The following is a 20,658-nucleotide window of genomic DNA, read 5'->3' on the forward strand; positions in this document are numbered from 1 at the left end:
GTGTTTGATGCCCATGCGGTAGTCCTCCAGGCGGTACGGCGGTCAGGACGGGTGTGCGGCTCGATCGGACGAGCCGGATCTCGACTTCGGCGGACGCCGTCGCGGGCAGGCCGGGGGTGACGTCGTCGCGGTCGCGGTCGCCGGTGAAACCGGTGACGGGTCGGACGGGTGCGGACGGTGACCACGACGGTGGCGTCGTGGTCACTCATCTCCAGGTGAAGCCGGACCACACGACGAGCGACGGCGCGGGACGCGCCTGCCCGGTGTTCCCATGGTCATGAGGGCCCGCCCCTCCTTACCGCTCGTCGCGTGCCCATGGCTACTTGGCGGCCTTCGCTGCGGTGATCACAGCGGTGGAGTCGAAGTCGTTCGCTTCCTTGAGCAGGCTGCCGTCCCACACCTCGGAGAGCTTGATGTCCCTGGTGATCTGGCCCGACGCCTTGGTGTAGGCCGCCGTCTTGTTCCAGACCTCCTCGCTCATCGCGCCCCAGTCCTTGAAGCTCTCCGGCTCACCGGTGGCGGGAATCGCCGTCGCGACCCACGCGTAGAGGTTCTTGCTGTCGTCGGCGATACGGTCCTCGGGCTTCTTGCCGGCCAGCAGCTGCGGGAACACCTTGTAACCGTCACGCATGGCGGCCTCGGGGCTCACCGAGGAGAACAGCAGGGCCTTGTAGGAGGCGCGCAGGTAGCGGGCCAGCACGTCCTTGTTGTCCTTGAGGGTCTTCTCGGTCACCGCGAAGGTCAGGGAACGGATGCCCTCGAAGGCATCGGAGTTGTCCAGGTAGCGGAACTCCTTGCCGGTGTTCTCGATCGTCGTGTACGCCTGGGTGTACAGCGCCAGCACGTCGACCTTGCCGTCCTCCAGCGCGGAGAGGGCCTGGGCACCGACGCCGACCGGCAGCAGCTCGACATCCTTGGCCGGGTCGAGGCCGGCGTCCTGGGCGTACGCCCGGGCGTAGATGGCCGAGCCCGAGGCGAGGCTGATGACCCCGACCTTCTTGCCCTTGAGGTCCGCCGGGTTCTTGATCTCGCTGCCCGGCTGAACGGCCATGCGCCAGGGCCAGTTCTGCACGAGGCCGCCGATGGCCACGACGGGGACGCCCTTCTCCCGTGCGGCGAGGATGGCGCCCGCGTCGGCGGGGGCGATGTCGGCGCTGCCCGAGGCGACGGCCTGGACCGCGGCGACCGAACCGTCGGTGCTGATCATGTTGACCTTGAGCTTCTCCTCGGAGAAGTACCCCTCGGCCTCGGCCACGGCATAGGTGGCGACCTCTTCCTTGGGGCCGATGATGGCCGAGGCGACGGCGAGGTCGAGCGTTGCCTGACCCGCGGCCTTGTCCTTGGACGACGAGGTGGTGGCGGAGCCGCCGCAGGCGGAGAGCGCCGCGAGCGCGGCAAGGGTGACGGCGCTGACGCCGAATCTCAGGGAGCGCTTCATGTTCGGTACCTCGATTGCTCTGGTGGGAAAGGGTTTTGTCGACTGCTCGGGATGTAAGTCCCGGCCTCGGTCAGGTCGTTGCGGACGCGCTGCCCCGGCGAGGGGACTGCCGCGGAGCGCGAAAGCGTGGGCGTACCGGACGCCCTCCAAGGTTTTTCGCCGGGCGGGTCCTCGCCGTACGGGATGCCGGGCGAGGTGGAGGGTGCGGGCGCCGTCCGGGGACAACGCCCTAGAAGCAGAGGTCACGGGGTGTGCGAACCCACCGGCAGCGCCCGCGCTGGGCAGCCGCCGTCCCGGTGGGCGAGCCGTGGGTCTCTCTACGGGGTGGGGCGGTCCGTGTCGCGGGTGCGAGCGGTTCCGCCGCCCGGCAGGGCCACCTCGCCACCGCGGTTCACGACCGCGTCGCGGGCGATCTTCCATGGCGCGGGGCGGAGCGTGTCGAGCGCATGCGCTGCGCCAGGATGCAGGCGGCCGCCGGGCGTTCGTCGAGGGTCATCCGGTCCTCGACGTCGATCATCTTGCCTCTCCTGTCCGGGGGTGGAACGGCCGTTGCGCTTCCGCCCCGGGGCAGGGGCGGCAGGGGAACGGCACGGCGCGGCGGGGGAAAGAAGTGCGGTGGGAGCCGGTCCGGGCCTGATCGGGCGGCGGGCCGTGCGCTGCCGGTGGATCGGGTCCGGGCGCGGGGTTCAGCTGGTCCTGGCGAGTAGGTCGAGGCCGGTCACGGCGTCGGTGAGGAAGGTGTCGCCGTGCCGTCCCTCGTGGGGAGTGCTTCCGGCGTGACGCGCGGGTGTCGGTGTCGTCGGCGGCATGTGCGTGAGGTTCGGCGGACAGGCGCCGGGCGCCCGGCGGGCCTCGTTCGCGACGACGGGATTCCCGGCGCCGGCCACGGCAGTCGTCCCGTCCGGATGTTCGGTGTCCCCGCAGAGGGTGTCGCGGGGATTCGGTCGCCGTCCACCGGGCCGAGTGTGCGCAGCTGGTGTGTGCCCGGCCCTCGGCTCACTCAGGTGGTGGGCCGTGCCGGCCTGGACCGTGTGGAGCCTGGCGAGGCCGGTGGCGCTGTGGGCGACGCCAGGTGGACCCGGGCGCCGCTCCTGGTGAGGAACGGATATGTGTCCCGGCCGTCCGGACGGTGACGCCCGGGTCCCTGGCGGCCGTTCGCGTCGGGGCTCCGCCGGCCTGGCGGCCCGTGTGGGGGAGTTGCGCGAAGGTCCGGGCACCGGGACGCGGGGACGGCACCGGCCGGGCCCGCATGCGCCGGGATGGAGGAGTCGCCGAAGCCGCCGGGCCCGGTCTTCCGTCGCGCACGGGTCGAGTGGCCCCGGTCCCCTCGGTGGTGATCAGCCCTCCCCCTCCGCGGGCCCCTTCTCCGTGGTGGGCGGGGTGGCGGCCGGCCGGTCGGATTCCCTGGCCGAAACACGTGGTACATCCGGGCGTGGACGCCGGGTGACCCAGGAGCACCGGGCCAGGACGGACAGGCGACAGCGGCAGTGCCACATCAGGAATTGCCATCTGACCCTCCCCATTTATCCGTTACTGCCCATATCATTGTTCGACTGGGCCGTACGGCGTTCACTGTGGCGGGACACTAGGGGGCACATGTGACACCGTCAATCATTACTCATCAGTAACTTCCAAGGGCAATAATCCGCCACCCGCACACACCCCGACCGAGTAGCCACGTCACCCGGTAGCCCCCACTCCTCAGGGCCCCCAAGGAGCTCCCCCGCCGCCGCGCACCGCCCGGTTCCACACAAGAAGCACCACCGGCCACACAGTTGACCCGGGCCTCATGCCCCCGGAGTGACGACACCGGCGACGTCGACGCCTGTCCCTGCCTGTACGTCGGCAAAGGCGAACGCGACGCCACCGCGCCCACTCCGGCCGAAGAGAAGACCTCCGACCGCAGACCGCCCGACAGCGAGCCCGAACTCCGCACCGATCCGGCAGTTCGAGCACGGCCGGGTGCTGCATGCGACGGCCCAGGACCCGTTCCAGTTGCGGGTGGATCGGATCTGAACGAACAGGCCCCGCCCCGGGTTCGGCCGGCGAGTCGCTTCCGTGGCGAGGCCGTCGACACCCGACACCCGACACCCGACAGAAGGGATGCACGGCATGGCATCGAACGTGGACAACACACCGATCGTCCCGACGACGTTCGCCGAACTCCGTACCGAGACGTACGAGGACCACGACGAACCGTGGCAGTGGAACTGGCAGCCCGGCACCGAGCGGACGGTCATCTCGACGGACGCCGCCACGGGCGCGAGCACCTACCTGCTGCGGTTCCCCCCGGGGTACGACCGCGGTATGCGCCACCGGCCCGATGGCGTCGCCGAGCAGTTCGAGTGGCACAACGTCCACGAGGAAGTCTTCTGCGTAGAAGGCCGGCTCACCTTCGGCGAGTGGTTCGAACTGCCCTCGCCCGGCTACCTCAACCACCCACCTCGCTGGCTGCACCCCGCCAACCAGTACAGCGACGAGGGCTGCGTGCTGCTCATCAAGAACTCGTCGCCGTTCGACTTCTGCTATACCGACGTGCCGCAGGACTGGAACGGGGTCGAGCACCTCGTGGACCGCGATCCTGACCAGCCCGCGGCCCCCGGTGACCTCCCCGCGGTCACGGCCCTCGCGGTGAACGACCTGCCCCGCCGCCCGGTGCGGACCCGCGCAGGCAAGGACACCGGGCTCACGGCAGCCGCCGTGTACCACAACCCCGTCAGCGGCTGGACGACGTGGACGGCCGAGGTCCCCGCCGGCTGGACCGGAGCGGCGTTCGACGGTGGGACGGACGCGGAAAGCGCCTTCGTCCTCGACGGTGAGATCGACCTCGACGGCCGTCGCATCGGCAAATGGGGATACGGCTCGGCGGAGCACGGACTGCTCACGTCACCCTCAGCGGCCTCACCCACCGGGGCGACAGTCCTCTGCTGGACACGCTCGCTCGGCAGCGTGGTGACCGGCCTCACGGAGGACCCGGTGGACCGCCTGACGAACGGCCAAGGCGGCCACACTCCGGCCGCCGACACTCCGAGGTAACCTCCGCGGCCGGGACGCGGCCCGGACCTCCGGATCCCTCCGGTCTTCATCAGAGAGCGCACCACCAACGGGCTCCCCCCCCCCCCCCCCCCCCCCACGCCCCCCCCACGCCCGAACCCGCGTGTCCGAAGCCACGGCACCCGGCCCGGCCCGGCTCGGACAGCCGTCGGACGGTGTCGGTTCCCGGGGGCCGTGTGCGTCCGCCAGGCGGCAACTCCCGCTCTGCGGTGTCACGTTGCCGTGGGCCAGGACCAACCTCAGCCGACGACGGCACCGTTCCACCGGGCTCGTCGGCACTCGTCCGCGCTCCCTGCTGTGAAAGGGCCCCGGAGAAGAGGGCAGTGGCGTCCGCCCGCGCGGAGCCCGGGAACGCCTGAGCGCCCGGTGTCCGTGGTCGGACACCGGGCGCTCGGCCGGGCGTGTCCTCCGCACCGGACACGCCCGGGGTGGCCAGGCAGGCACCGCCCGCCGCACCGGGACACGCCGGCCACCTCTTCCCGGGGCCTCGCCGCCCCGGGAGCTGCAGGGCGGGCACGGGGCTGCAGGCGTCCCGACCCGCACCGGCGGCGCCGCCGAACTGACCGACACCTGCGACGCCCTCCGCCGGTCCCGGGCCGAGCCCGGCAGGTGCAGGGCTTCCCGATGCGGGCCCGGACCCGGCCCGTGCGTCCAGGGCCCGTAGCTGCGGGCACCTCTCGGACGTACGGGCCGGACCGGGTGGACCAGGTGGCCGCCGGCCACACCACGGGCCGCCACCCGGCCGCACCGACACCCGTCAGCGCCCCGACGGCACCGCCGCCAGGATGCGGCGTGCTCCGCGTATCACGGCCTCGTCGATCATGCGGCCGGAGTCGTCCCGGGTCACGCCCGAGCCGGCCTCCTCGAAGCGCCTGACCAGGGCGCGGGCCCCCTCCACCTCCTCCGGACTCGGGGTGAACACCTCGTTCACCACGGGAATCTGTGCCGGGTGGATGCACGAACGGCCTCCGAATCCGAGACGCTTGAGTGCCCGGGTCGACTCCCTCAGTGCGTCGAGGTCGCGGAAGTCGGTGCTGACCGGGGCCAGCGGGGCGGCCAGCCCGGCCGCCGCGCACGCCAGAACCAACTGGGTGCGCGGCCACAGCAGTTCGCGCTCGTCCGGCCCGGGCTCGATGCCCGCGTCGGCGCACAGATCCGCCTCCCCCAACTGCATGCGCGTGACCCGCGGGCCGCGGGCGATGAGCGGCGCCGACAGCAGCGCCGACGCGCTCTCCAGCAGGGGGCACAGGCTGATCCAGGGGGCCGCCTCCAGCTCACCGGCGACGGCCACGAGGTCACCCACCCGCTCGGTCTTGGCCACGATCAGCCCGGTGACGGCCGGTGAGGCCACGGCGCGCGCGTCGTCGCGGCCCAGGGCCCCCGGGTTGACGCGGACCCAGATCTCCGGGCCGCCCGGCCGCTCGTCCGCCGGCGGCAGCCCTTCCAGCCACGCGGCGCAGATGCCGCGGGCCGTCTCCTTGGCGTCGGGCGCGACGGCGTCCTCCAGGTCCACGATCAGGCTGTCGGCTCCCCTGTCGAGGGCCTTGGCCAGCATGTCCGGGCGGTCGGCCGGCACGTAGAGGGCGGATCTCACGGGTCTCCTCCTTCGCGGGTGCCGGTGTCTCAGTTGCCGGTCGGGCGGTGCAGGTAGGTGCCGACCGGCTCGCCCGTCACCTTGCCGTCGGCGAAGACGCGGTTGCCCCGCAGGAAGGTGTCGGTGACGCGGGCGCTCAGCTCGAAGCCCTCGAACGGCGTGTACTCCTGGGTGGACTCGGAGTCGGCGGCGCGCACCGTCCAGGTCTCGCTCGGGTCGACGAGCGCGATGTCCGCGTCGAAGCCCTCCGCGATGCGGCCCTTGGTGGGCAGGCCGTAGCGGCGCGAGGGGTTGTAGGAGGTGAGGGCGGCGATGCGGCCCAGCGGCAGACCGCGGCGGGTGCCCTCGGTGACCATGCCGGCGAGCAGGTACTCGGCGCCGCCGAAGCCCGACTTGGCGAGGAAGATGTCGTCCTTCGGGTCGCCGAACTTGGCCTCCTCGCGGCAGCAGGCGTGGTCCGAGACGACCCAGTCGATGGTGCCGTCGAGCACGTACTCCCACAGCGCCTCGACGTCCTCGCGCGGGCGCAGCGGAGGGTTGACCTTGCCGCCGAGGCCGTGTGCGGTGTCGATGTCGGCGAGGAGGTGGCCGACCGTGACCTCGCGGCGGAAGTCGATGTGCGGGAACGCCTTGCTCATCCGGACGGCGGCGTCGACGGCCTTGCGAGACGTCAGGTGCAGCAGGTTGATGGTGGGCAGGCCGGTCTCGTGGGCCAGGTAGGAGGCGATGGAGACGGCCAGGCCCTCGGAGTGCTGCGGGCGGGAGGCACTGTAGGCGGCGAGGCCCGTCAGGTCGCCGGCCTCCTCGACCAGCTTGGTGTAGGCGGTCATGATCTCGGCGGTCTCGCAGTGCAGCGAGAGGGAGATCTGGTCGGCGATGTCCGGGTACTGCTCGCGGGCGGCCTGGATGCCGCGCATGACGAACTCGAAGTGGGCGTAGTCGTAGCGCTCGCCCTCCGGGGTCATCAGGAAGGAGCTCTGGTCGGCGGAGCGGCCGTGCAGGCCGTGGCTGCCGTAGAACATGAACACCTTGAAGGAGGTGACGCCGTGCTCGCCGATGAGGGCGGGGATCTCGGAGATGTGCTCCTTGGACATGGGCGCCAGGTGGTAGGCGTAGTCCACGTGGGCGCGGTTCTCGGTCAGGCCGAGGACGTCCGGGAAGAAGTCGGCGTACGAGCCGCCCTTGTTGAGGTAGTAGCGGCCGGTGCGCATGTAGCTGAGGGCGGTGGTGACGCCGCCCTGGGCGCAGGCCTTGCTCTCGCTGACGGCGTCCTCGTCGAGCGGGTTGTAGATGCCCCAGTGCTGGTGGGCGTCGACGACGCCGGGGAAGGCGAGCTTGCCGCCGCCGTCGACGACCTGGGCGGCGCGGGCGGGGTCGATGCCGGGCTCGACGGCGATTATCTTTCCGTCGCGGACGGCGATGTCGGCGTTCTTCGGGTCGTCCTGCTCGTCGGTCACGACGCGGACGTTGGTCAGGACGAGGTCGAAGTCAGTCACGGGGGCCTCCAGCCAGGTTGGTCAGCTCGGCGAGGGGGGCGAGCAGATCGTGGATACGGTCGAGTTCGCCGAGGCGTCTGCCTCGGTCCATCACCAGGTCGATGTCGGGTTCCGACAGTCGGTCCCGGGCGTTGTCGCGGAACTTCAGCTCCAGCTCGTCGTCGGAGAGCGGGCGGAGCGAGCCGCCGCGGTTGCTGAGCACCTCTTCGCGCCAGACACGTCCGTCGGTGTCGTGGGCGGTGAGGACGGCGGGGAACTGCGCGGGGAAGATCGCGGTGGCCGTGTCGTCCTCCACCACCTCCACCTTCGCCATCAGCTCCCGGCGGACCGGGTCGCGGGCGAGGTCGTCGGTGAAGTCGTCCAGGCCGAGGCCCAGTCCACCGCCTCCGCCGAGGAGTCCCGCGGCGACCATGTACGGGCCGGAGAACTGCGCCTGGTAGCCGGTCTCGGGGGCGCGCTTGCCCTCGATGGGCTGACCGATGGTGCGGATCACCGGACCGGGCACGCCGAGGACGAGGCGTTCGACGCGGGCCGGGTCCAGGCCCCTGTCCCGCAGCGCCATGGCGGCGTCGGCGGCGGTGTGGGTGAAGTGGTTGGCCGGGTACGGCTTGAAGAAGATGCCGGGGACGGCCCACTCGGTGCCCAGGCCCTCGGTGATGGCGGTGGGGTCGTAGACGCCGTGGAGCCACGCCTCGAAGAACCCGAAGCGCCCTTCGAGGACGGTGGGCGGGCCGGTGAAGCCCCGCCGGACGAGCTGGGCGGCGGTGACGGCGGACTGGGCGGCCAGGCCGCAGTGCAGCCGCTTGACGGTGCCGCCGGTGCGGTTGGCCTCGATGATGCCGGCGGCCATGGAGGCGGCGATGCCGAGCACGCTCTGAAGTCCGTCCTCGTCGAGGCCCAGGAGCAGTCCGGCGGCGACGGCGCCGCCGAGGGCTCCGCAGATGGAGGTGGCGTGCTGGCCGTGCTCGAAGAAGGTCGAGTTGCCGGCCTCGCGGTCGTAGCCCGCCATGCCGAGCCGGACGCAGACCTCCAGGCCGACGGCGATGGCGTGGACCGTGCGGCGGCCGTCGGCGCCGGACGACTCCGCCGCGGCGAGGGCGGCGGGCACGACCGAGGCGCTGGGGTGCAGTACGGACGGCAGATGGGTGTCGTCGTAGTCCAGGGAGTGCGCGAGGACACCGTTGGCGAGGGCGGCGAGCGGTGCGGGCAGCGGGGTGGCGCCGCCGATGACCGTGGCCTGGGGCTGGCCGCCCTGTTCGCGGACGTGCTCGACGATGGCGGTGGAGGTGGGCAGCCGGTGGGCGGCCACGCACAGTCCGAGGACGTCGACGACCCGCTTGCGGACGCTGTCGACGACGTCGGCCGGCAGGGTCTCGTAGGAGGTCTGGGTGGCGAACTCGGCGAGCCGGCGGGCGAGAGTGTGCTCAGCCACGGTCCTCGTCCTCCTGCGCGGTGCCGACCACGGCGAGCGGGCGCACCGGGGATCCGGTGGCGCCGAACAGCGGCAGCGGGGAGAGCACGAAGGTGAACTCGTGGACCTGCTGTGCGGCGATCTCCTCCAGGTCGAGGGTCTCGATGATGTAGATGCCGGCTTCGACGAGCAGGACGCGGTGGGCGGGGAGGCTGGCGTGTCCGGCGCCGGGGGCGAGGTGTTCGAAGGCGATGGTGTCGGCGCCGGCGGCGTGCACCCCGCGGGCGGCGAGCCACTGCGCGCCGGCCTCCCCGATGCCGGGGACGCCGGAGTCGTGGCCGATGTAAGTGTCACGGTCGGGCGCGTCGAACTGGCGGCCCCAGCCGCTGCGGATGAGGACGACGTCGCCGCTGCCGACGGGGGTGCCCTGGCGCTGTTCGGTGGCCTCCAGGTCGGCGACGGTGATCTCGTAGCCGGGCTCGCAGCCCTCGGCGCCGAGCGCCGCGGGCACGTCGAGGAGGACACCGCGGCGGACCATGGGGGCGATGGTGTGCGCGCCGTGGTCGGGGTAGACACCGCCCTGGTTGGCCTCCTGCGCGTCGGCGCCGCCGAACAGCTTGCCGTTGTGGGAGACGTGGGCGAAGGCGTCGATGTGGGTGCCGACGTGGGTGCCCATGACGAGCATGTCGTTGGCCGCGGAGCCGCCGTCGGCGCGGGTGCGGTCGCCGTGGCGGCGCGGCAGGGTGTGCCAGTAGGCGGGGTGGTTCGGCGACTGCGGCATCCCGATGTAGAGCCTGCGGCCGAGGTCGAGCACGCGCACACCCCGGGTGACCGCCGCGAGCAGCGGGTCCGGTGTTCTGGTCTGCGTGGGGGTGATGGAAGCGGTGCCAGTCATGTGCGGGCCGTCCTTCTTTCTGAATAGGAGCGCTCGTGCCGGTCCTGAGGGGTCAGGAGACGGCCTTGCGCTGACGGAGTTCGGCGACCTTGCCGGGGTCGATACCGAGTTCGCCGACGAGGACGTCGTCGGTGTCGGCTCCCAGGGCGCGCCCGGTGAAGCGGATCCGGCCGGGGGTGTCGGACATGCGCCACATGACGTTGTGCATGAGCAGCGGGCCGAAGTCCTCGTCCTCGACGGTGGTGAGCATGTCGGTGGCGCGGATGTGGGGATCGTTGACGAGGTCGTGTGCGTCGTACACCGGTGCCACGGCGGCGCCGGCCTCGGTGAACTCGTTGATGACCTTCTCTCGGGTGCGTTCGGCGATCCAGCCGCCGACGAGGTCGTCGAGGAGGTCGGCGTGTGCGGCACGGCCGTGTCCGGTGGCGAACCAGTCCTCTTCGATGATCTCGGGGTGTCCCACCAGTTCCAGGACGCGTTCGGCGATGCGCTGGGCGCTGGTGGAGACGGCGACCCAGTGGCCGTCACTGGTGCGGTAGGTGTTGCGGGGTGCGTTGTTAGTGGAGCGGTTGCCGTGCCGCTGCTTGACGATGCCGAGCTGGTCGTAGACGGTCGGCGAGGGTCCCACGGCGGTCATGATCGGTTCGATGAGGCTCATGTCGACGACCTGGCCGCGGTGTTCGGGGTCGCGGTCGCGGTGGTACAGGGCCATGGTGGTGGCCGAGGAGGCGGCGATACCGCAGATGGTGTCGGCGAGGCCGAACGCCGGGAGGGTCGGCGGGCCGTCGGGTTCACCGGTGAGGTGGGCGAAGCCGCTCATGGCCTCGGCGAGGGTGCCGAAGCCGGCCCGGGCGGCATAGGGGCCCTGCTGGCCGAAGCCGGTGATACGCACGATCACCAGTCCCGGGTTGAGCTCGTGCAGGACGTCGGGACCGAGGCCCCAGCGCTCCAGGGTGCCGGGGCGGAAGTTCTCGACCAGGACGTCGGCGGTGGCCACGAGCCGGCGGAAGATCTCGGCGCCGTCGGCGTCGGACAGGCTCAGGCCGATGGTGCGCTTGTTGCGGGAGAGTTCCTTCCACCACAGCGGGATGCCGTTCTTGGACTCGCCGTGGCCGCGCATCCCGTCCCCGGCGACGGGATGCTCGATCTTGATGACCTCGGCGCCGTAGTCGCCGAGCAGTTGGGCGCACAGCGGTCCGGCGAGGATGGTGGAGGCGTCGATGACCCGGATCCCCTCCAGGGGACCCGCGGCGGGGCCGGGAGCCTGCTCGGTGCGTGCCTTCATGGGGTGTCCTTTCGTTCCTCGGCGGTGTCCCGTACGGCACCGAGGTCGGCGGAGATGTCGGAGGCCGCCCGGGCGACGTGCTCCCCGAGGCGGGAGCTGCTGGTCTCGCCGAACATGCCCTTGGTCCCGCAGATGGAGACCGAGCCCACGACCTGGCCTATCGGCCCGTACACGCAGGCCGCCACGCTGGCCGCCTCGACCTGCCGTTCGCCGACGCTGACCGCGTAGCCGACCGCCCTGATGGCCTTGATCTCGTCGCGCAGGGTGGTCGCCGAGGTGATGGTGGCGTCGGTGACGCCGTCGAGGCGGTGGTGGGCGATGTAGTCCTCCACCTCGATGTCGGGCAGGGCGGCGAGGATCGCCTTCGAGGACGAGCCGGCGTGCAGCGGGTGGCTGGTGCCGAGCGCGACCGACATGCGGATCTCCTGGCGGGAGAGGACCTGGTCGACGTAGACGCGCGACCAGCCCTGCCGCAGGGAGAGGGTGGTGGTCTGGCCGGTCCGCTCGGCGAGGGCCACCAGGTGCCGGTGGGCGATGGAGGGCACGTCCAGTTCGCGCATCGCGGCGAGTCCGATGTTCAACGCGCCGGGGCCCATCCGGTAGGCCTTGGTGGTCTCCTCGAAGGAGAGGAAGTTCTCCGCGACGAGTTCCCGCAGGATGCGGTGGGCGACCGCCTTGGGCAGTCCCGTTTCGCGTGCGATCACCGAGACGCCCTGGCCGTGCGGGGCACGGGCGATGGCGTCGATCACGGCGAGCGCCCGGGAGATCCCCGAACGGCTGCGGGTCGTGGAGTCGGCGGCGTCGTCGATGATCATCGAAACCTCGATCGGTCGGTCGGCCCGCGGGTGCGGGCCGACGTGAATGGGTCGCTCACGCGAAGGGCCTATGGCGTCAACTGGTGCCGTTGGCCTCGGTGATGACCGCGATGTTGCCCCGGACCGCGTTGGAGTAGGGGCAGACCGTGTGCGTGATGGCCACCAGTTCCTCCAGGACCTCCTGGGGGCACTCCGGGGCGCTGACCACCAGGCGGGCCGCGATGCCGTAGGTCCCGCCCGGCCTGGTGCCGAGGGTGACGGAGGCGGTGACGGTGACCGGTCCCGCGGTGACCCTCTTGCGGCGCTCGGCGACGCCGAGGGCGCTGGCGAAGCAGGCGGCGTAGCCGGCGGCGAACAGCTCCTCGGGGTCGGTGCCGGTGTCGCCGTCGGTGCGCTCGGCGGGACGCGTCAGCTTCACGTCGAGGGCGCCGGTGGTGGAGCGGGCGCGGCCGGCACGGCCGCCCGTCACCTCGACGGTGGCGGTGTAGACGGGCGTGAACTTCGGTTTGGGCGCGGCGGCGTGGGCGAGGACGTGGGCGGCGACGGAGTCGGCGAACACCTCCGGCTGCTCCTCGGCGACGAAGTCCGTGCCACCCGGGATGCGGACCAGGGGCGCGTGCGGGAACGCGGCCGTGACGACGTCGTTCATCCGGTCCAGGACGTCCTCGCTGCCGTGGAGCAGCAGGGTGGGGACGCCGGCGATGGCGGCGATGTCGGGCTTGTGCTGGAAGACGGCGCGGTAGGCGACGCCGTAGTCCGGGCCGACGCTCAGGTACTCGGCGACCTGGCGGCTCGCGGACTCCGCGGAGATGGTCGGGTACAGCCATCGGACGCGGTCCCAGATGACCTTGAGGTGGCTGCCGTCGGCGGCGGGGGTGTAGCCGGGGGCGTAGCCCGCGGCCTTCTCGGCGCGCTCCTCGTCGCTGTAGACCGGGATGCCCTGGAAGATCAGGCCGAGGACTCGGTCGCGCTTCTGGCGGGCGGCCTCGGCGGAGACGATCGCGCCGGTGTGCTGGCCGAGGAGGTGGACCTTCTGCAGGCCGAGGGCGTCGACTATCTCCCACAGGGCGCCGGCGTAGTCCGGGATGGACCACTGCTCGGGGGTCGGGTCGGACATTCCGAAGCCGGGGGTGTCGATGGCGACGACGTTGAGGCCGTGGGATGCGAGGGCGGCCATCGCGGGCTCGTAGGTGGCCGACGACAGGGGCGACTGGTGGACGATGACCAGGGCGGGGGCGTCGGCGTCGCCGGCGCGGCGGTAGTGGACCTGGCCCCAGGGCAGCTCCAGGTACGCGCGGTGCGAGGAGCCCTTCATGTGGGTGGCGTGGGTGGTCACTTGTTCACCGCCATCGCGGCCATGATCTCCACCACGTGCTTGATGCCCATGCGGTAGTCCTCCAGTCGGATGTGCTCGTTGGGGCCGTCGATGCCGGCGTCGGCGCGGGAGACGCCCACGCCCACGATCGGCAGGCCCTTGAGAGCGCCCTGGTTGCCGATCCACTGCGTGTACGGCTCGATGAGGGGTTCGGCGTCGTACGCGGTGCGGGCGGTCTCGGCGACGAGGGCGACGAACGGGTCGTTGTGGTCGGTGTGGTGGGGGCTGCTGGTGGCCATGACCTCGACGGCGATGTCGTCGAAGCCCTTCTTGGCGAGGTGGGCGCGGACCGTCTCCAGCACGCGCTCCGGGCTCTGGCCGGGGACCAGGCGGATCTCGACCTTGGCGGAGGCGGTGGCGGGGATGCCCAGGGTGACGTCGTCGCGGACGTCGCCGCCCTCGATGCCGGCGATGGTGATGGTGGGCACCGTGCGGATGGCGACGGCGGCCTCGGTGTCGGACAGTCCGCCGATGAAGGAGTCCACGCCGGCGCGGTTCTTCAGGAACTCGCCGTCGAACGGCATCTTCTCCAGCAGGGCGCGCTCGGCTGCGGTGGGGACGCGGGCGTCGTCGGCGAAGCCTTCGACGGCGGGGGTGCCGTCGGGGTTGACCAGGGAGGCCAGCGCCTGGGTCAGCCGGGTGGTGGCGGACGGCAGCAGGACCGTGTTCTGGCTGGTCAGTTCGCGGGTGAGGGTGGTGGAGGTGAGGCGGATGTACAGGATGCCCTTCTCGCCCAACTTGAGCAGCGGGCGGCCCTCACCGTCGGCCCAGGAGTTCTCCCACAGGGCGGCGTCGGCGGCGAGCCGGTCGGCGTGCGCCTCGATGAAGCTGCCCAGGCCGGGGCTGTGCAGCCACTGCTTCCCCTCCATGATGTACCGGCTGGTGACCGGGGGCTCCTGGCCGGACAGGCGCCAGGCGGCCGCGGCGTGCAGGCGGGACATCAGCGCGCCCTTGTCGTCGGCGACGCCGCGGGCGTAGAGGTTGCCGTCGTGGATCTCGGCGGCGTAGGGCGGGCTGATCCAGGCGTCGTCGTCGCCGGTGGGCTCGACCTCGACGTCGTAGTGGTTGAAGTGCAGCAGGCGCTTGTCGCCGCCGGCGATCTCGGCGAGGACGTAGGGGTGGGACTTCTCCCACTCGATGATCTCGGCGGTGCCGCCCCAGCGCTCGGTGGACGCCTTGAGGAACTCGGCGGTGGCCACCATCTGGTCGGGCTCCTGGCGGCGGCTGCGGATGCGGCACAGCTCCTGGAGCTCGGCGACGAAGGTGTCGAAGTGCTCGTCGACCGCGTCGAGAGCGGCCTGGAGGTCGAACTCGGGCATGTGGTGCTCCAAATCTCCGGGGGGTGCGGGTGGCCGGGGCGTCCGCCCGGCGGCCGGCGGGGGCGAGGAGGCGGGCCCCGCCGGCCGCGGGCGGACTAGTGGATGACGACTCCGCCGTCGACGAAGATCGTCTGACCGGTCGTCATGGCCGCCGCGGGGCTGAGGAGGTGGGTGACGGTGAGGGCCACGTCGCGCGGGCCGGCCATGCGGCCGAGGGGGATGCTCGCCATCTTGTCCTCCATGTAGTCACCGTTGGCGCGGACGTCCTCGGTCATGGCGGTGGGCACGATGGTCGGTCCGACCGCGTTGACGCGGATGCCGTCCGGTGCCCACTCCAGTGCCAGGACGCGGGCCATGTGCATGACGCCGGCCTTGCTGACGCAGTAGGCGAGGGTGTTCAGGACGGCGATGTGGCCGTTGGTGGAGCCGATGTTGACGACGCTGGCGTGCTCCCCGTCCTTGAGGGCGGGGTAGGCGGCCTGCGACATCCGGAAGGTGCCGGTGAGGTTGACGTCGATGACGTAGTTGAAGTCTTCCTCGGTGGTGGTGGCCGCCGGTCCGCGCCGGACTACTCCCGCGTTGTTCACCAGGTGGTCGAGCCTGCCGTGTGCCGCCAGGACCTCGTCGACCGTGTACTTGCAGGAGGTCGCGGAGGTGATGTCCACGTGGTGGCGGGTGTGCGGACCGCCGGCGGGGAGGACGTCCTCCCACTGGTCCTGCGGGAGGATGTCCGCGGCGGCGACGGTGGCGCCGAGTTCGGCGAGCCGGGCCGCGATGGCGGCGCCGATCCCGCGGGCGGCCCCGGTCACCAGGGCCACCCTCCCGTCGAACCGTACGGGGTCGCCTGCGGGGATCGAGGTGGTGTTCACGCGCCGATCACCGTGTTGTCCTCGGCCCAGAAGGCAAAGCGCTTCTGGGCGGTGCGGATGATGAAGTGCGCGATCAGACCGAGCACCGACAGGACCACGAGCACCGCGAACATTCCGGCGATGTCGAAGTTGTAGTTGGTCTGCAGCAGGAGGTAGCCGAGGCCCTCCTTGGCGCCGATGAACTCGCCGACGACCGCGCCGAGGATGGCGAAGACGATGCCGATGTCGAGGCCGGCGAAGATGAACGGCAGTGCGCTGGGCAGCCGCACGCGGCGGAAGATGTCGAACTTGCTGGCGCCGAACACGGTCATCATCTGGACCTTGTCGTTGTCGGCGGAGCGCAGGCCCTCGACGACGTTGACGAGCATCGGGAAGAAGGAGATGACCGCGGCCATCACGACCTTGCTGGTCATGCCGAAGCCGAACCAGACCACGAACAGCGGTGCGAGGGCCACCTTCGGGACCGTCTGGAAGGCCACGATGTACGGCATCAGGGTCTTCTCGATGAGCCTCACCTGGGAGATCGCCGTGCCGAGCAGCAGCGCGGTGCCGACGCCCAGGATGAAGCCGTACAGCGACTCCAGCAGGGTCACCTTCATGTGCGTCCAGAACAGGCTGTCGGACAGCTGGGTTCCGAGCGCGTCGACGATCTGGGAGGGCACCGGGAGGATGTACTCGTCGATGCCGAGGGCGGGGACGAGGAACTCCCACAGGAGCACGACCGTCACGAAGACGGCGGGAACCAGGATCCACTCGGGGTGGTCGCGCAGGTCGCGGCGGGCGCGCGGCTTCTTGGCCGCCGGGGGCGCCGGCGCCGCCTCGGGGGCGGACGCGGCGGCGGGCGCGGTGCCGTCGGTCTCCTGGTCTTTGTCGGTAGTCGTCATGAGCGGCCTCATCAGTCGATCACGCCTTGGGCGTTGAAGTAGGTGCGAATGCGCTCGACGTAGACGCCGGCGCGGTCGGAAGCCATGACGCTCAGGTCGCGCGGCCGTTCCAGGTCGATGTCGATGACCTCGGCGATCCGGCCCGGGCGGGGGCTGAGGACGACGACCCGGTCGGAGAGGAACACCGCCTCCGGGATGGAGTGGGTGACCAGGACGACGGTCTTGCCGCTCTCCCGCCAGATCCGCAGGAGTTCGACGTTCATGTACTCGCGGGTCATGGCGTCCAGCGCGCCGAACGGCTCGTCCATGAGGAGGACCGCCGGGTCGTGCACCAGGGCCCGGCAGATGCCGGCCCGCTGCTGCATGCCGCCGCTCAGCTCGTCGGGGTACTTGTTCTCGAACCCGCCGAGCCCGACCATCTCCAGCAGCTGGTCGGCGCGCTTGCCGTACTCCGCCCGGTCCAGACGCTGGATCTCGACCGGGATCATCACGTTCTGCAGGATGGTGCGCCAGGGCAGGAGGGTGGCCGCCTGGAAGACCATGCCGACCTCGGGCAGCGGCCCGACCACGTCTCGCCCGGCGACCCGGACGACACCCTCGGTCCGGGGGATCAGCCCGGCGAGGATCTTCAGCAGTGTCGTCTTGCCGCAACCGGAGGGTCCGACGATCGAGATGAACTCGCCACGCTTCACCTTCAGGTTGATGTCCGACAGCGCGTGTGTCGGTTCGGACTTGCGGGGCCGGTAGATCTTGTGCAGCCCGTCGAGCTCGATCCAGCTGTCGTCGTCGGCTTCCGCGGCGGCCGCTGCCGCTCGCGTGCGGCGGCCGAGGGTCTTGATGGCCATCCTGGCCTCCTGCCTTCCTGCTCCTGGCGTCGCCGCCGGCTACTTGGTGGCGCTCTGGGCCTTGCTGATCACGGCCGCCGCGTCGAAGTCGTTGGCGCCCTTCAGCAGGCTGTCGTTCCACAGGGCCTTGAGGTCGGGGTCCTTGGTGATCTGGCCGGCGGACTTCATGTAGTCGGCCGTCTTGGTCCAGGCCTCGTCGCTGATGGCGCCCCAGTCCTTGAAGGAGGCGGGCTCACCCTCGGCGGGCGTGGCGGTGGCCACCCAGGTCTTGAGGATCTCCGAGTCGTTCTTGATCCGGTCGTCCGCCTTCTGGCCGGAGAGGATCGCCGGGAAGACGGTGTAGCCGTCCTTCATGGCCGCCTCGGGGTTCACGGCGGAGAAGAGCATGCCCTTGTAGGAGGCCCGCAGGAAACGCTCGATGGCGTCGCCCTTCTTCTTCAGCGTGTCCTCACGCACCGCGTAGGTCAGCGAGCGGATGCCCTCGAAACGCTCGCCGTTCTCCAGGTAGGCGAACTTCTTCCCGGTGAGCTCGATGGTCGTGTACGCCTGCGTGTACAGGGCGAGCGCGTCCACCTTGCCGCTCTCCAGCGCCGTCAGCGCCTGGGTGCCGACACCGACCGGCACCAGGTCGACGTCCTTCTCCGGGTCCAGGCCGGCGTCCTCGACGAACGCGCGGGCGTACGGGGCGGAGCCGGACGCCAGGCTGATGACGCCGATCTTCTTGCCCTTGAGGTCGTCCGCGCTCTTGACCTTGCTGTCCGTGGTGGTGGCGATCCGCCACGGCCAGTTCTGCACCAGGCCGCCGACCGCGACGACCGGGACGCCCTTCTCGCGGGCGGCGAGGATGGCACCGGCGTCCGAGGGGGTGATGTCGGCGCTGCCGGAGGCGACCGCCTGCACCGCGGCGACCGAGCCGTCGGCGTTGATGGTCTTGACGGTGAGGTTCTCCTCCTTGAGGAAGCCCTCTTCCTTGGCCACCGCGTAGGTGGCGACCTCTTCCTTCGGGCCGGTGACCGCGGAGGCGACAGCCAGCTGGACCGTGGCGGCCTTGTTGCCCGAGGCGTCCGTGGATCCGCTGTCGGAGTCGGAGTCGCCGCCGCAGGCGGTGAGGGCGAGGAGGGCGGACAGCGTCACGGCGCCGGCCCCGACTCTGAGGGTCTGCTTCATGGTGCGTACCTCTTGCTGTTCGTTCGGTGGAGGGGTTTCAGCCGCGGACCGGGGCGCTTACCCCGGAGTCCGCGAGGTCGTTGTAGACGTGCTGTTCGGCGATGAGTCCGTCGCGCAGGACGAACACGTCGACGTAGCGCACCCCCTCGAAGGGGCGTCCTTCCATGTCCTCGCCGTAGAGCGTGCCGAGCGAGGTGACGGTCACCAGACCGTCGGGGGTCCGGCCCTCGTAGAAGAGGTCCCGGTGCTTGCGCACCCACTGGTAGCGGCCGCGCTGGTCGGCGACCATCTCGGGCAGCGAGCCGTACTCGGCGCCGGTGGGGAAGACGATCCGCGGGGAGTCCGCGAGCATCTCCTGCGCCTTCTCCAGCTCCCGGTCCTCGCAGAACTGCAGGTACCGGTCGATGGTCTCGGCGGGCGAGAGCGGTGCGGCGCCCATCAGCCGGTCTTCTGGAGGGTCGATTCCCACTGGTCGCGCAGCGGGTGCTCGGCCGGGCCACTCTCGGTGACGATCCGCATCAGGCGGGCGATCACACGGTCGCGCTGCTCGTCGAGTATGCGCTGCTCCTCCTCCGTGGGCTCCAGCGCGGAGAGTTCGCCTGCGGAGAGCACTCCGTGGCGGACCAGCAGCGCCTCCATGGCGTGCAGTCGCTGGTGGGTGACGTGGAGTTCGTTGCTCACCTGGAGGACCAGGTCGAACAGCTTGCCGATGTTGCGGTCGCGGAAGTAGTTGAACTCTTCGGACATGGTTCGCCTCAGTTCTCCGGCTTGGTGGCGGTCAGGACGGCCCAGGGGAAGTGCCACTCGCGGCGGTCTCCCCAGCCCTCGGGGCGCTTGCCCTCGCGGCGCTCGTCGAACGGGGTCCACGTGGCGCCGGTCAGGCCGGCCTCGGCGCAGACCTTCAGCAGGTCCGAGCCGAACAGGTCACGGAAGAAGGGCTCGTTGTTGCGCTCGGCGTGCTCGTACACCGTGGCGTCGCGGAAGATGTCCCCGGTGGGGTGGAACTCCAGGAAGGCCATCGTGCCGCCGGGCTTGAGCAGCCGGGCCGCCTCCAGGACGGTCTCGCGGATGGCGTCGCCGGGCATCTCGTGCAGCACCATCGTGCCGGTGACGACGTCGCAGGACGCCGCCTCCAGGCCGGTCCTGCGGCCGTCGCCCTGGCGGTAGCTGATGGCGGCGCCGTCGGCCTCGGCCTCGGCGTGGGCCAGGCGCAGACCGGGGGCGGCGAGGTCGATGCCGATGACCTCGGCCGTCGGGTACTTGTTGACGAGCGGGCGGGTGCTCTTGCCGAAGCCGCAGCCGATGTCCACGACGCGGGCGGCGTCGGGGATGTCGGGCAGGGCGGTCTCGGTGAACAGCCGGTGGAACTTGTAGCCGTCGTTGTCGCGGAGCATCACGATCCGTGCGCCCAGCTCGTAGACGTAGGCGCTCAGGTCGTCGGAGTAGAAGCTGCCGGGCTGGATGTGGATGTCGTAGTCCGTGTACCAGTCGGGCAGTTCGAGGTCCGCGGACAGCCGCAGGTCGCCCTGGGGCTCGGCGGGGATCTCGTCGAGCTGCTCGCGCAGCGCCGCCGAGCGGTCGACGACGGCCTCGCCGACGGTCTTCCACAGCATCTTCTGCTGCACCCGCTCCAGGTGGCTGTACCAGGGGTAGAGGCTCAGCTCGTGCAGGCGGTCGGTGGCGCCGTCGAGGTCGGCGGCGACGGGGCCGGTGCCCTGGTACTCCTCGGCGAGGGCCGGGTAGAGGGTGTCGGACCAGCGCTTGCGCAGGGCGAGGACGAAGTCCACCGCGGAACGTTCGTCGAGTGTGAGCTGGTTCTCGATGTCGATCATCAGTCTCTCCTTTTGCGATCGGTGCTGCGGTCGTGCGGGAGGGGCTCACCGCGGACGGGGTGCGACCGTCGTCGGGCGTGTGCGGGTGCGGGCCTTCGCCGGCGCGACGCGAGGGTGGACGTCGGCCGTGGGGGGGGGCGGGTGCTGCCGGCTCCGGAACGCGGACGAGGTGGAGCCGTCGTGAGGAGTGCGCGCGGTCCGGGATGCGTCCGGAGGCGGGCGCCGCGAACGGAGCTGCGAGGAGGCGCCGCGTGCGTCAGGCGCCGGTGGAGAGCGGGCCGGGAGGACGGGATGTGCCCTGCGGGCCCGGTGGGGTGGTCGGCCGGGGAGGCCGGCCGTCCCGTCGGCACGCGCGGTGGGGCGTGCTCCGGGAAGTTCG

Annotated in this window: 18 protein-coding genes; 1 reads left to right on the forward strand and 17 read right to left on the reverse strand. The window is 71.2% G+C overall.

Annotated elements, in window-relative coordinates; translation table 11 throughout:
* Positions 1 to 319 precede the first annotated feature (319 nt).
* Together F8R89_RS00760 and F8R89_RS37040 are read right to left on the reverse strand one after the other, a co-directional pair.
* The gene (locus tag F8R89_RS00760) at positions 320 to 1,438 is read right to left on the reverse strand and encodes an ABC transporter substrate-binding protein (protein ID WP_151782105.1); all 1,119 of its coding nucleotides are present in this window, start codon (positions 1,436 to 1,438) and stop codon (positions 320 to 322) included.
* A 391-nt stretch (positions 1,439 to 1,829) separates the two neighbouring features.
* Positions 1,830 to 1,955 (reverse strand): hypothetical protein, encoded by a 126-nt coding sequence (locus tag F8R89_RS37040; protein WP_264158871.1) that lies wholly within the window; start codon positions 1,953 to 1,955, stop codon positions 1,830 to 1,832.
* Between the two features lie 1,595 nt (positions 1,956 to 3,550).
* On the opposite strand from F8R89_RS37040, the gene F8R89_RS00765 reads away from it, so the two are divergent.
* Positions 3,551 to 4,474, forward strand: coding sequence for a hypothetical protein (locus F8R89_RS00765; RefSeq protein WP_151782106.1), 924 nt, complete (start codon positions 3,551 to 3,553; stop codon positions 4,472 to 4,474).
* A gap of 775 nt (positions 4,475 to 5,249) precedes the next feature.
* Here the strand turns inward: F8R89_RS00765 and F8R89_RS00770 are convergent.
* From F8R89_RS00770 to F8R89_RS00840, 15 genes are all read right to left on the reverse strand, one after another.
* Positions 5,250 to 6,086 (reverse strand): HpcH/HpaI aldolase/citrate lyase family protein, encoded by an 837-nt coding sequence (locus F8R89_RS00770; RefSeq protein WP_151782107.1) that lies wholly within the window; start codon positions 6,084 to 6,086, stop codon positions 5,250 to 5,252.
* A gap of 29 nt (positions 6,087 to 6,115) precedes the next feature.
* The gene (locus F8R89_RS00775; RefSeq protein WP_151782108.1) at positions 6,116 to 7,582 is read right to left on the reverse strand and encodes a dihydroorotase; all 1,467 of its coding nucleotides are present in this window, start codon (positions 7,580 to 7,582) and stop codon (positions 6,116 to 6,118) included.
* Positions 7,575 to 9,014 (reverse strand): MmgE/PrpD family protein, encoded by a 1,440-nt coding sequence (locus F8R89_RS00780; protein ID WP_151782109.1) that lies wholly within the window; start codon positions 9,012 to 9,014, stop codon positions 7,575 to 7,577. Before F8R89_RS00780 ends, F8R89_RS00775 begins: the two co-directional genes overlap by 8 nt.
* Positions 9,007 to 9,888 carry a cyclase family protein gene (locus tag F8R89_RS00785; protein WP_151782110.1) on the reverse strand — a complete coding sequence of 294 codons (882 nt, stop codon included), beginning with the start codon at positions 9,886 to 9,888 and terminating at the stop codon, positions 9,007 to 9,009. The genes F8R89_RS00780 and F8R89_RS00785 overlap by 8 nt, the downstream gene beginning before the upstream one ends.
* Positions 9,889 to 9,940: 52 nt before the next feature.
* Complete coding sequence (locus F8R89_RS00790; protein WP_151782111.1) at positions 9,941 to 11,173, reverse strand: CaiB/BaiF CoA transferase family protein; 1,233 nt, start codon at positions 11,171 to 11,173, stop codon at positions 9,941 to 9,943.
* Positions 11,170 to 11,988, reverse strand: coding sequence for an IclR family transcriptional regulator (locus F8R89_RS00795; protein WP_151782112.1), 819 nt, complete (start codon positions 11,986 to 11,988; stop codon positions 11,170 to 11,172). The genes F8R89_RS00790 and F8R89_RS00795 overlap by 4 nt, the downstream gene beginning before the upstream one ends.
* A 76-nt stretch (positions 11,989 to 12,064) precedes the next feature.
* A complete protein-coding gene (locus F8R89_RS36490) occupies positions 12,065 to 13,324 on the reverse strand; it encodes an Ohr family peroxiredoxin (RefSeq protein WP_225994264.1) in 1,260 nt (419 codons plus the stop codon).
* On the reverse strand, positions 13,321 to 14,682 hold the full coding sequence (locus F8R89_RS00805) for a M20/M25/M40 family metallo-hydrolase (RefSeq protein ID WP_151782113.1): 1,362 nt from the start codon (positions 14,680 to 14,682) through the stop codon (positions 13,321 to 13,323). The genes F8R89_RS36490 and F8R89_RS00805 overlap by 4 nt, the downstream gene beginning before the upstream one ends.
* 95 nt (positions 14,683 to 14,777) lie before the next feature.
* The gene (locus F8R89_RS00810; RefSeq protein WP_225994265.1) at positions 14,778 to 15,551 is read right to left on the reverse strand and encodes an SDR family NAD(P)-dependent oxidoreductase; all 774 of its coding nucleotides are present in this window, start codon (positions 15,549 to 15,551) and stop codon (positions 14,778 to 14,780) included.
* Entirely contained in the window at positions 15,548 to 16,435 is an 888-nt protein-coding gene (locus tag F8R89_RS00815) for an ABC transporter permease (protein ID WP_151782114.1), read from the reverse strand. Before F8R89_RS00815 ends, F8R89_RS00810 begins: the two co-directional genes overlap by 4 nt.
* An 11-nt stretch (positions 16,436 to 16,446) precedes the next feature.
* Positions 16,447 to 17,280 (reverse strand): ABC transporter ATP-binding protein, encoded by an 834-nt coding sequence (locus tag F8R89_RS00820; RefSeq protein ID WP_151782115.1) that lies wholly within the window; start codon positions 17,278 to 17,280, stop codon positions 16,447 to 16,449.
* Between the two features lie 39 nt (positions 17,281 to 17,319).
* A complete protein-coding gene (locus tag F8R89_RS00825; RefSeq protein ID WP_151782116.1) occupies positions 17,320 to 18,447 on the reverse strand; it encodes an ABC transporter substrate-binding protein in 1,128 nt (375 codons plus the stop codon).
* 37 nt (positions 18,448 to 18,484) lie between these two features.
* Positions 18,485 to 18,886 (reverse strand): nuclear transport factor 2 family protein, encoded by a 402-nt coding sequence (locus F8R89_RS00830; RefSeq protein ID WP_151782117.1) that lies wholly within the window; start codon positions 18,884 to 18,886, stop codon positions 18,485 to 18,487.
* Entirely contained in the window at positions 18,886 to 19,194 is a 309-nt protein-coding gene (locus F8R89_RS00835) for a hypothetical protein (RefSeq protein WP_151782118.1), read from the reverse strand. The genes F8R89_RS00830 and F8R89_RS00835 overlap by 1 nt, the downstream gene beginning before the upstream one ends.
* 8 nt (positions 19,195 to 19,202) lie before the next feature.
* The gene (locus F8R89_RS00840) at positions 19,203 to 20,279 is read right to left on the reverse strand and encodes a class I SAM-dependent methyltransferase (protein WP_151782119.1); all 1,077 of its coding nucleotides are present in this window, start codon (positions 20,277 to 20,279) and stop codon (positions 19,203 to 19,205) included.
* Between the last annotated feature and the right edge of the window lie 379 nt (positions 20,280 to 20,658).

Origin of the sequence: Streptomyces sp. SS1-1 (assembly GCF_008973465.1) — a bacterium.
Classification (GTDB): Bacteria; Actinomycetota; Actinomycetes; order Streptomycetales; family Streptomycetaceae; genus Streptomyces.

Bases quoted from the DNA above. Each gene is read 5' to 3' on its own strand.
- F8R89_RS00795 (WP_151782112.1), bottom strand. From the start codon at position 11,988: ATGATCATCGACGACGCCGCCGACTCCACGACCCGCAGCCGTTCGGGG.
- F8R89_RS00835 (WP_151782118.1), bottom strand. From the start codon at position 19,194: ATGTCCGAAGAGTTCAACTACTTCCGCGACCGCAACATCGGCAAGCTG.
- F8R89_RS00815 (WP_151782114.1), bottom strand. From the start codon at position 16,435: ATGACGACTACCGACAAAGACCAGGAGACCGACGGCACCGCGCCCGCC.
- F8R89_RS00765 (WP_151782106.1), top strand. From the start codon at position 3,551: ATGGCATCGAACGTGGACAACACACCGATCGTCCCGACGACGTTCGCC.
- F8R89_RS00760 (WP_151782105.1), bottom strand. From the start codon at position 1,438: ATGAAGCGCTCCCTGAGATTCGGCGTCAGCGCCGTCACCCTTGCCGCG.
- F8R89_RS00785 (WP_151782110.1), bottom strand. From the start codon at position 9,888: ATGACTGGCACCGCTTCCATCACCCCCACGCAGACCAGAACACCGGAC.
- F8R89_RS00820 (WP_151782115.1), bottom strand. From the start codon at position 17,280: ATGGCCATCAAGACCCTCGGCCGCCGCACGCGAGCGGCAGCGGCCGCC.
- F8R89_RS00805 (WP_151782113.1), bottom strand. From the start codon at position 14,682: ATGCCCGAGTTCGACCTCCAGGCCGCTCTCGACGCGGTCGACGAGCAC.
- F8R89_RS00825 (WP_151782116.1), bottom strand. From the start codon at position 18,447: ATGAAGCAGACCCTCAGAGTCGGGGCCGGCGCCGTGACGCTGTCCGCC.
- F8R89_RS00790 (WP_151782111.1), bottom strand. From the start codon at position 11,173: ATGAAGGCACGCACCGAGCAGGCTCCCGGCCCCGCCGCGGGTCCCCTG.
- F8R89_RS00830 (WP_151782117.1), bottom strand. From the start codon at position 18,886: ATGGGCGCCGCACCGCTCTCGCCCGCCGAGACCATCGACCGGTACCTG.
- F8R89_RS37040 (WP_264158871.1), bottom strand. From the start codon at position 1,955: ATGATCGACGTCGAGGACCGGATGACCCTCGACGAACGCCCGGCGGCC.
- F8R89_RS00840 (WP_151782119.1), bottom strand. From the start codon at position 20,279: ATGATCGACATCGAGAACCAGCTCACACTCGACGAACGTTCCGCGGTG.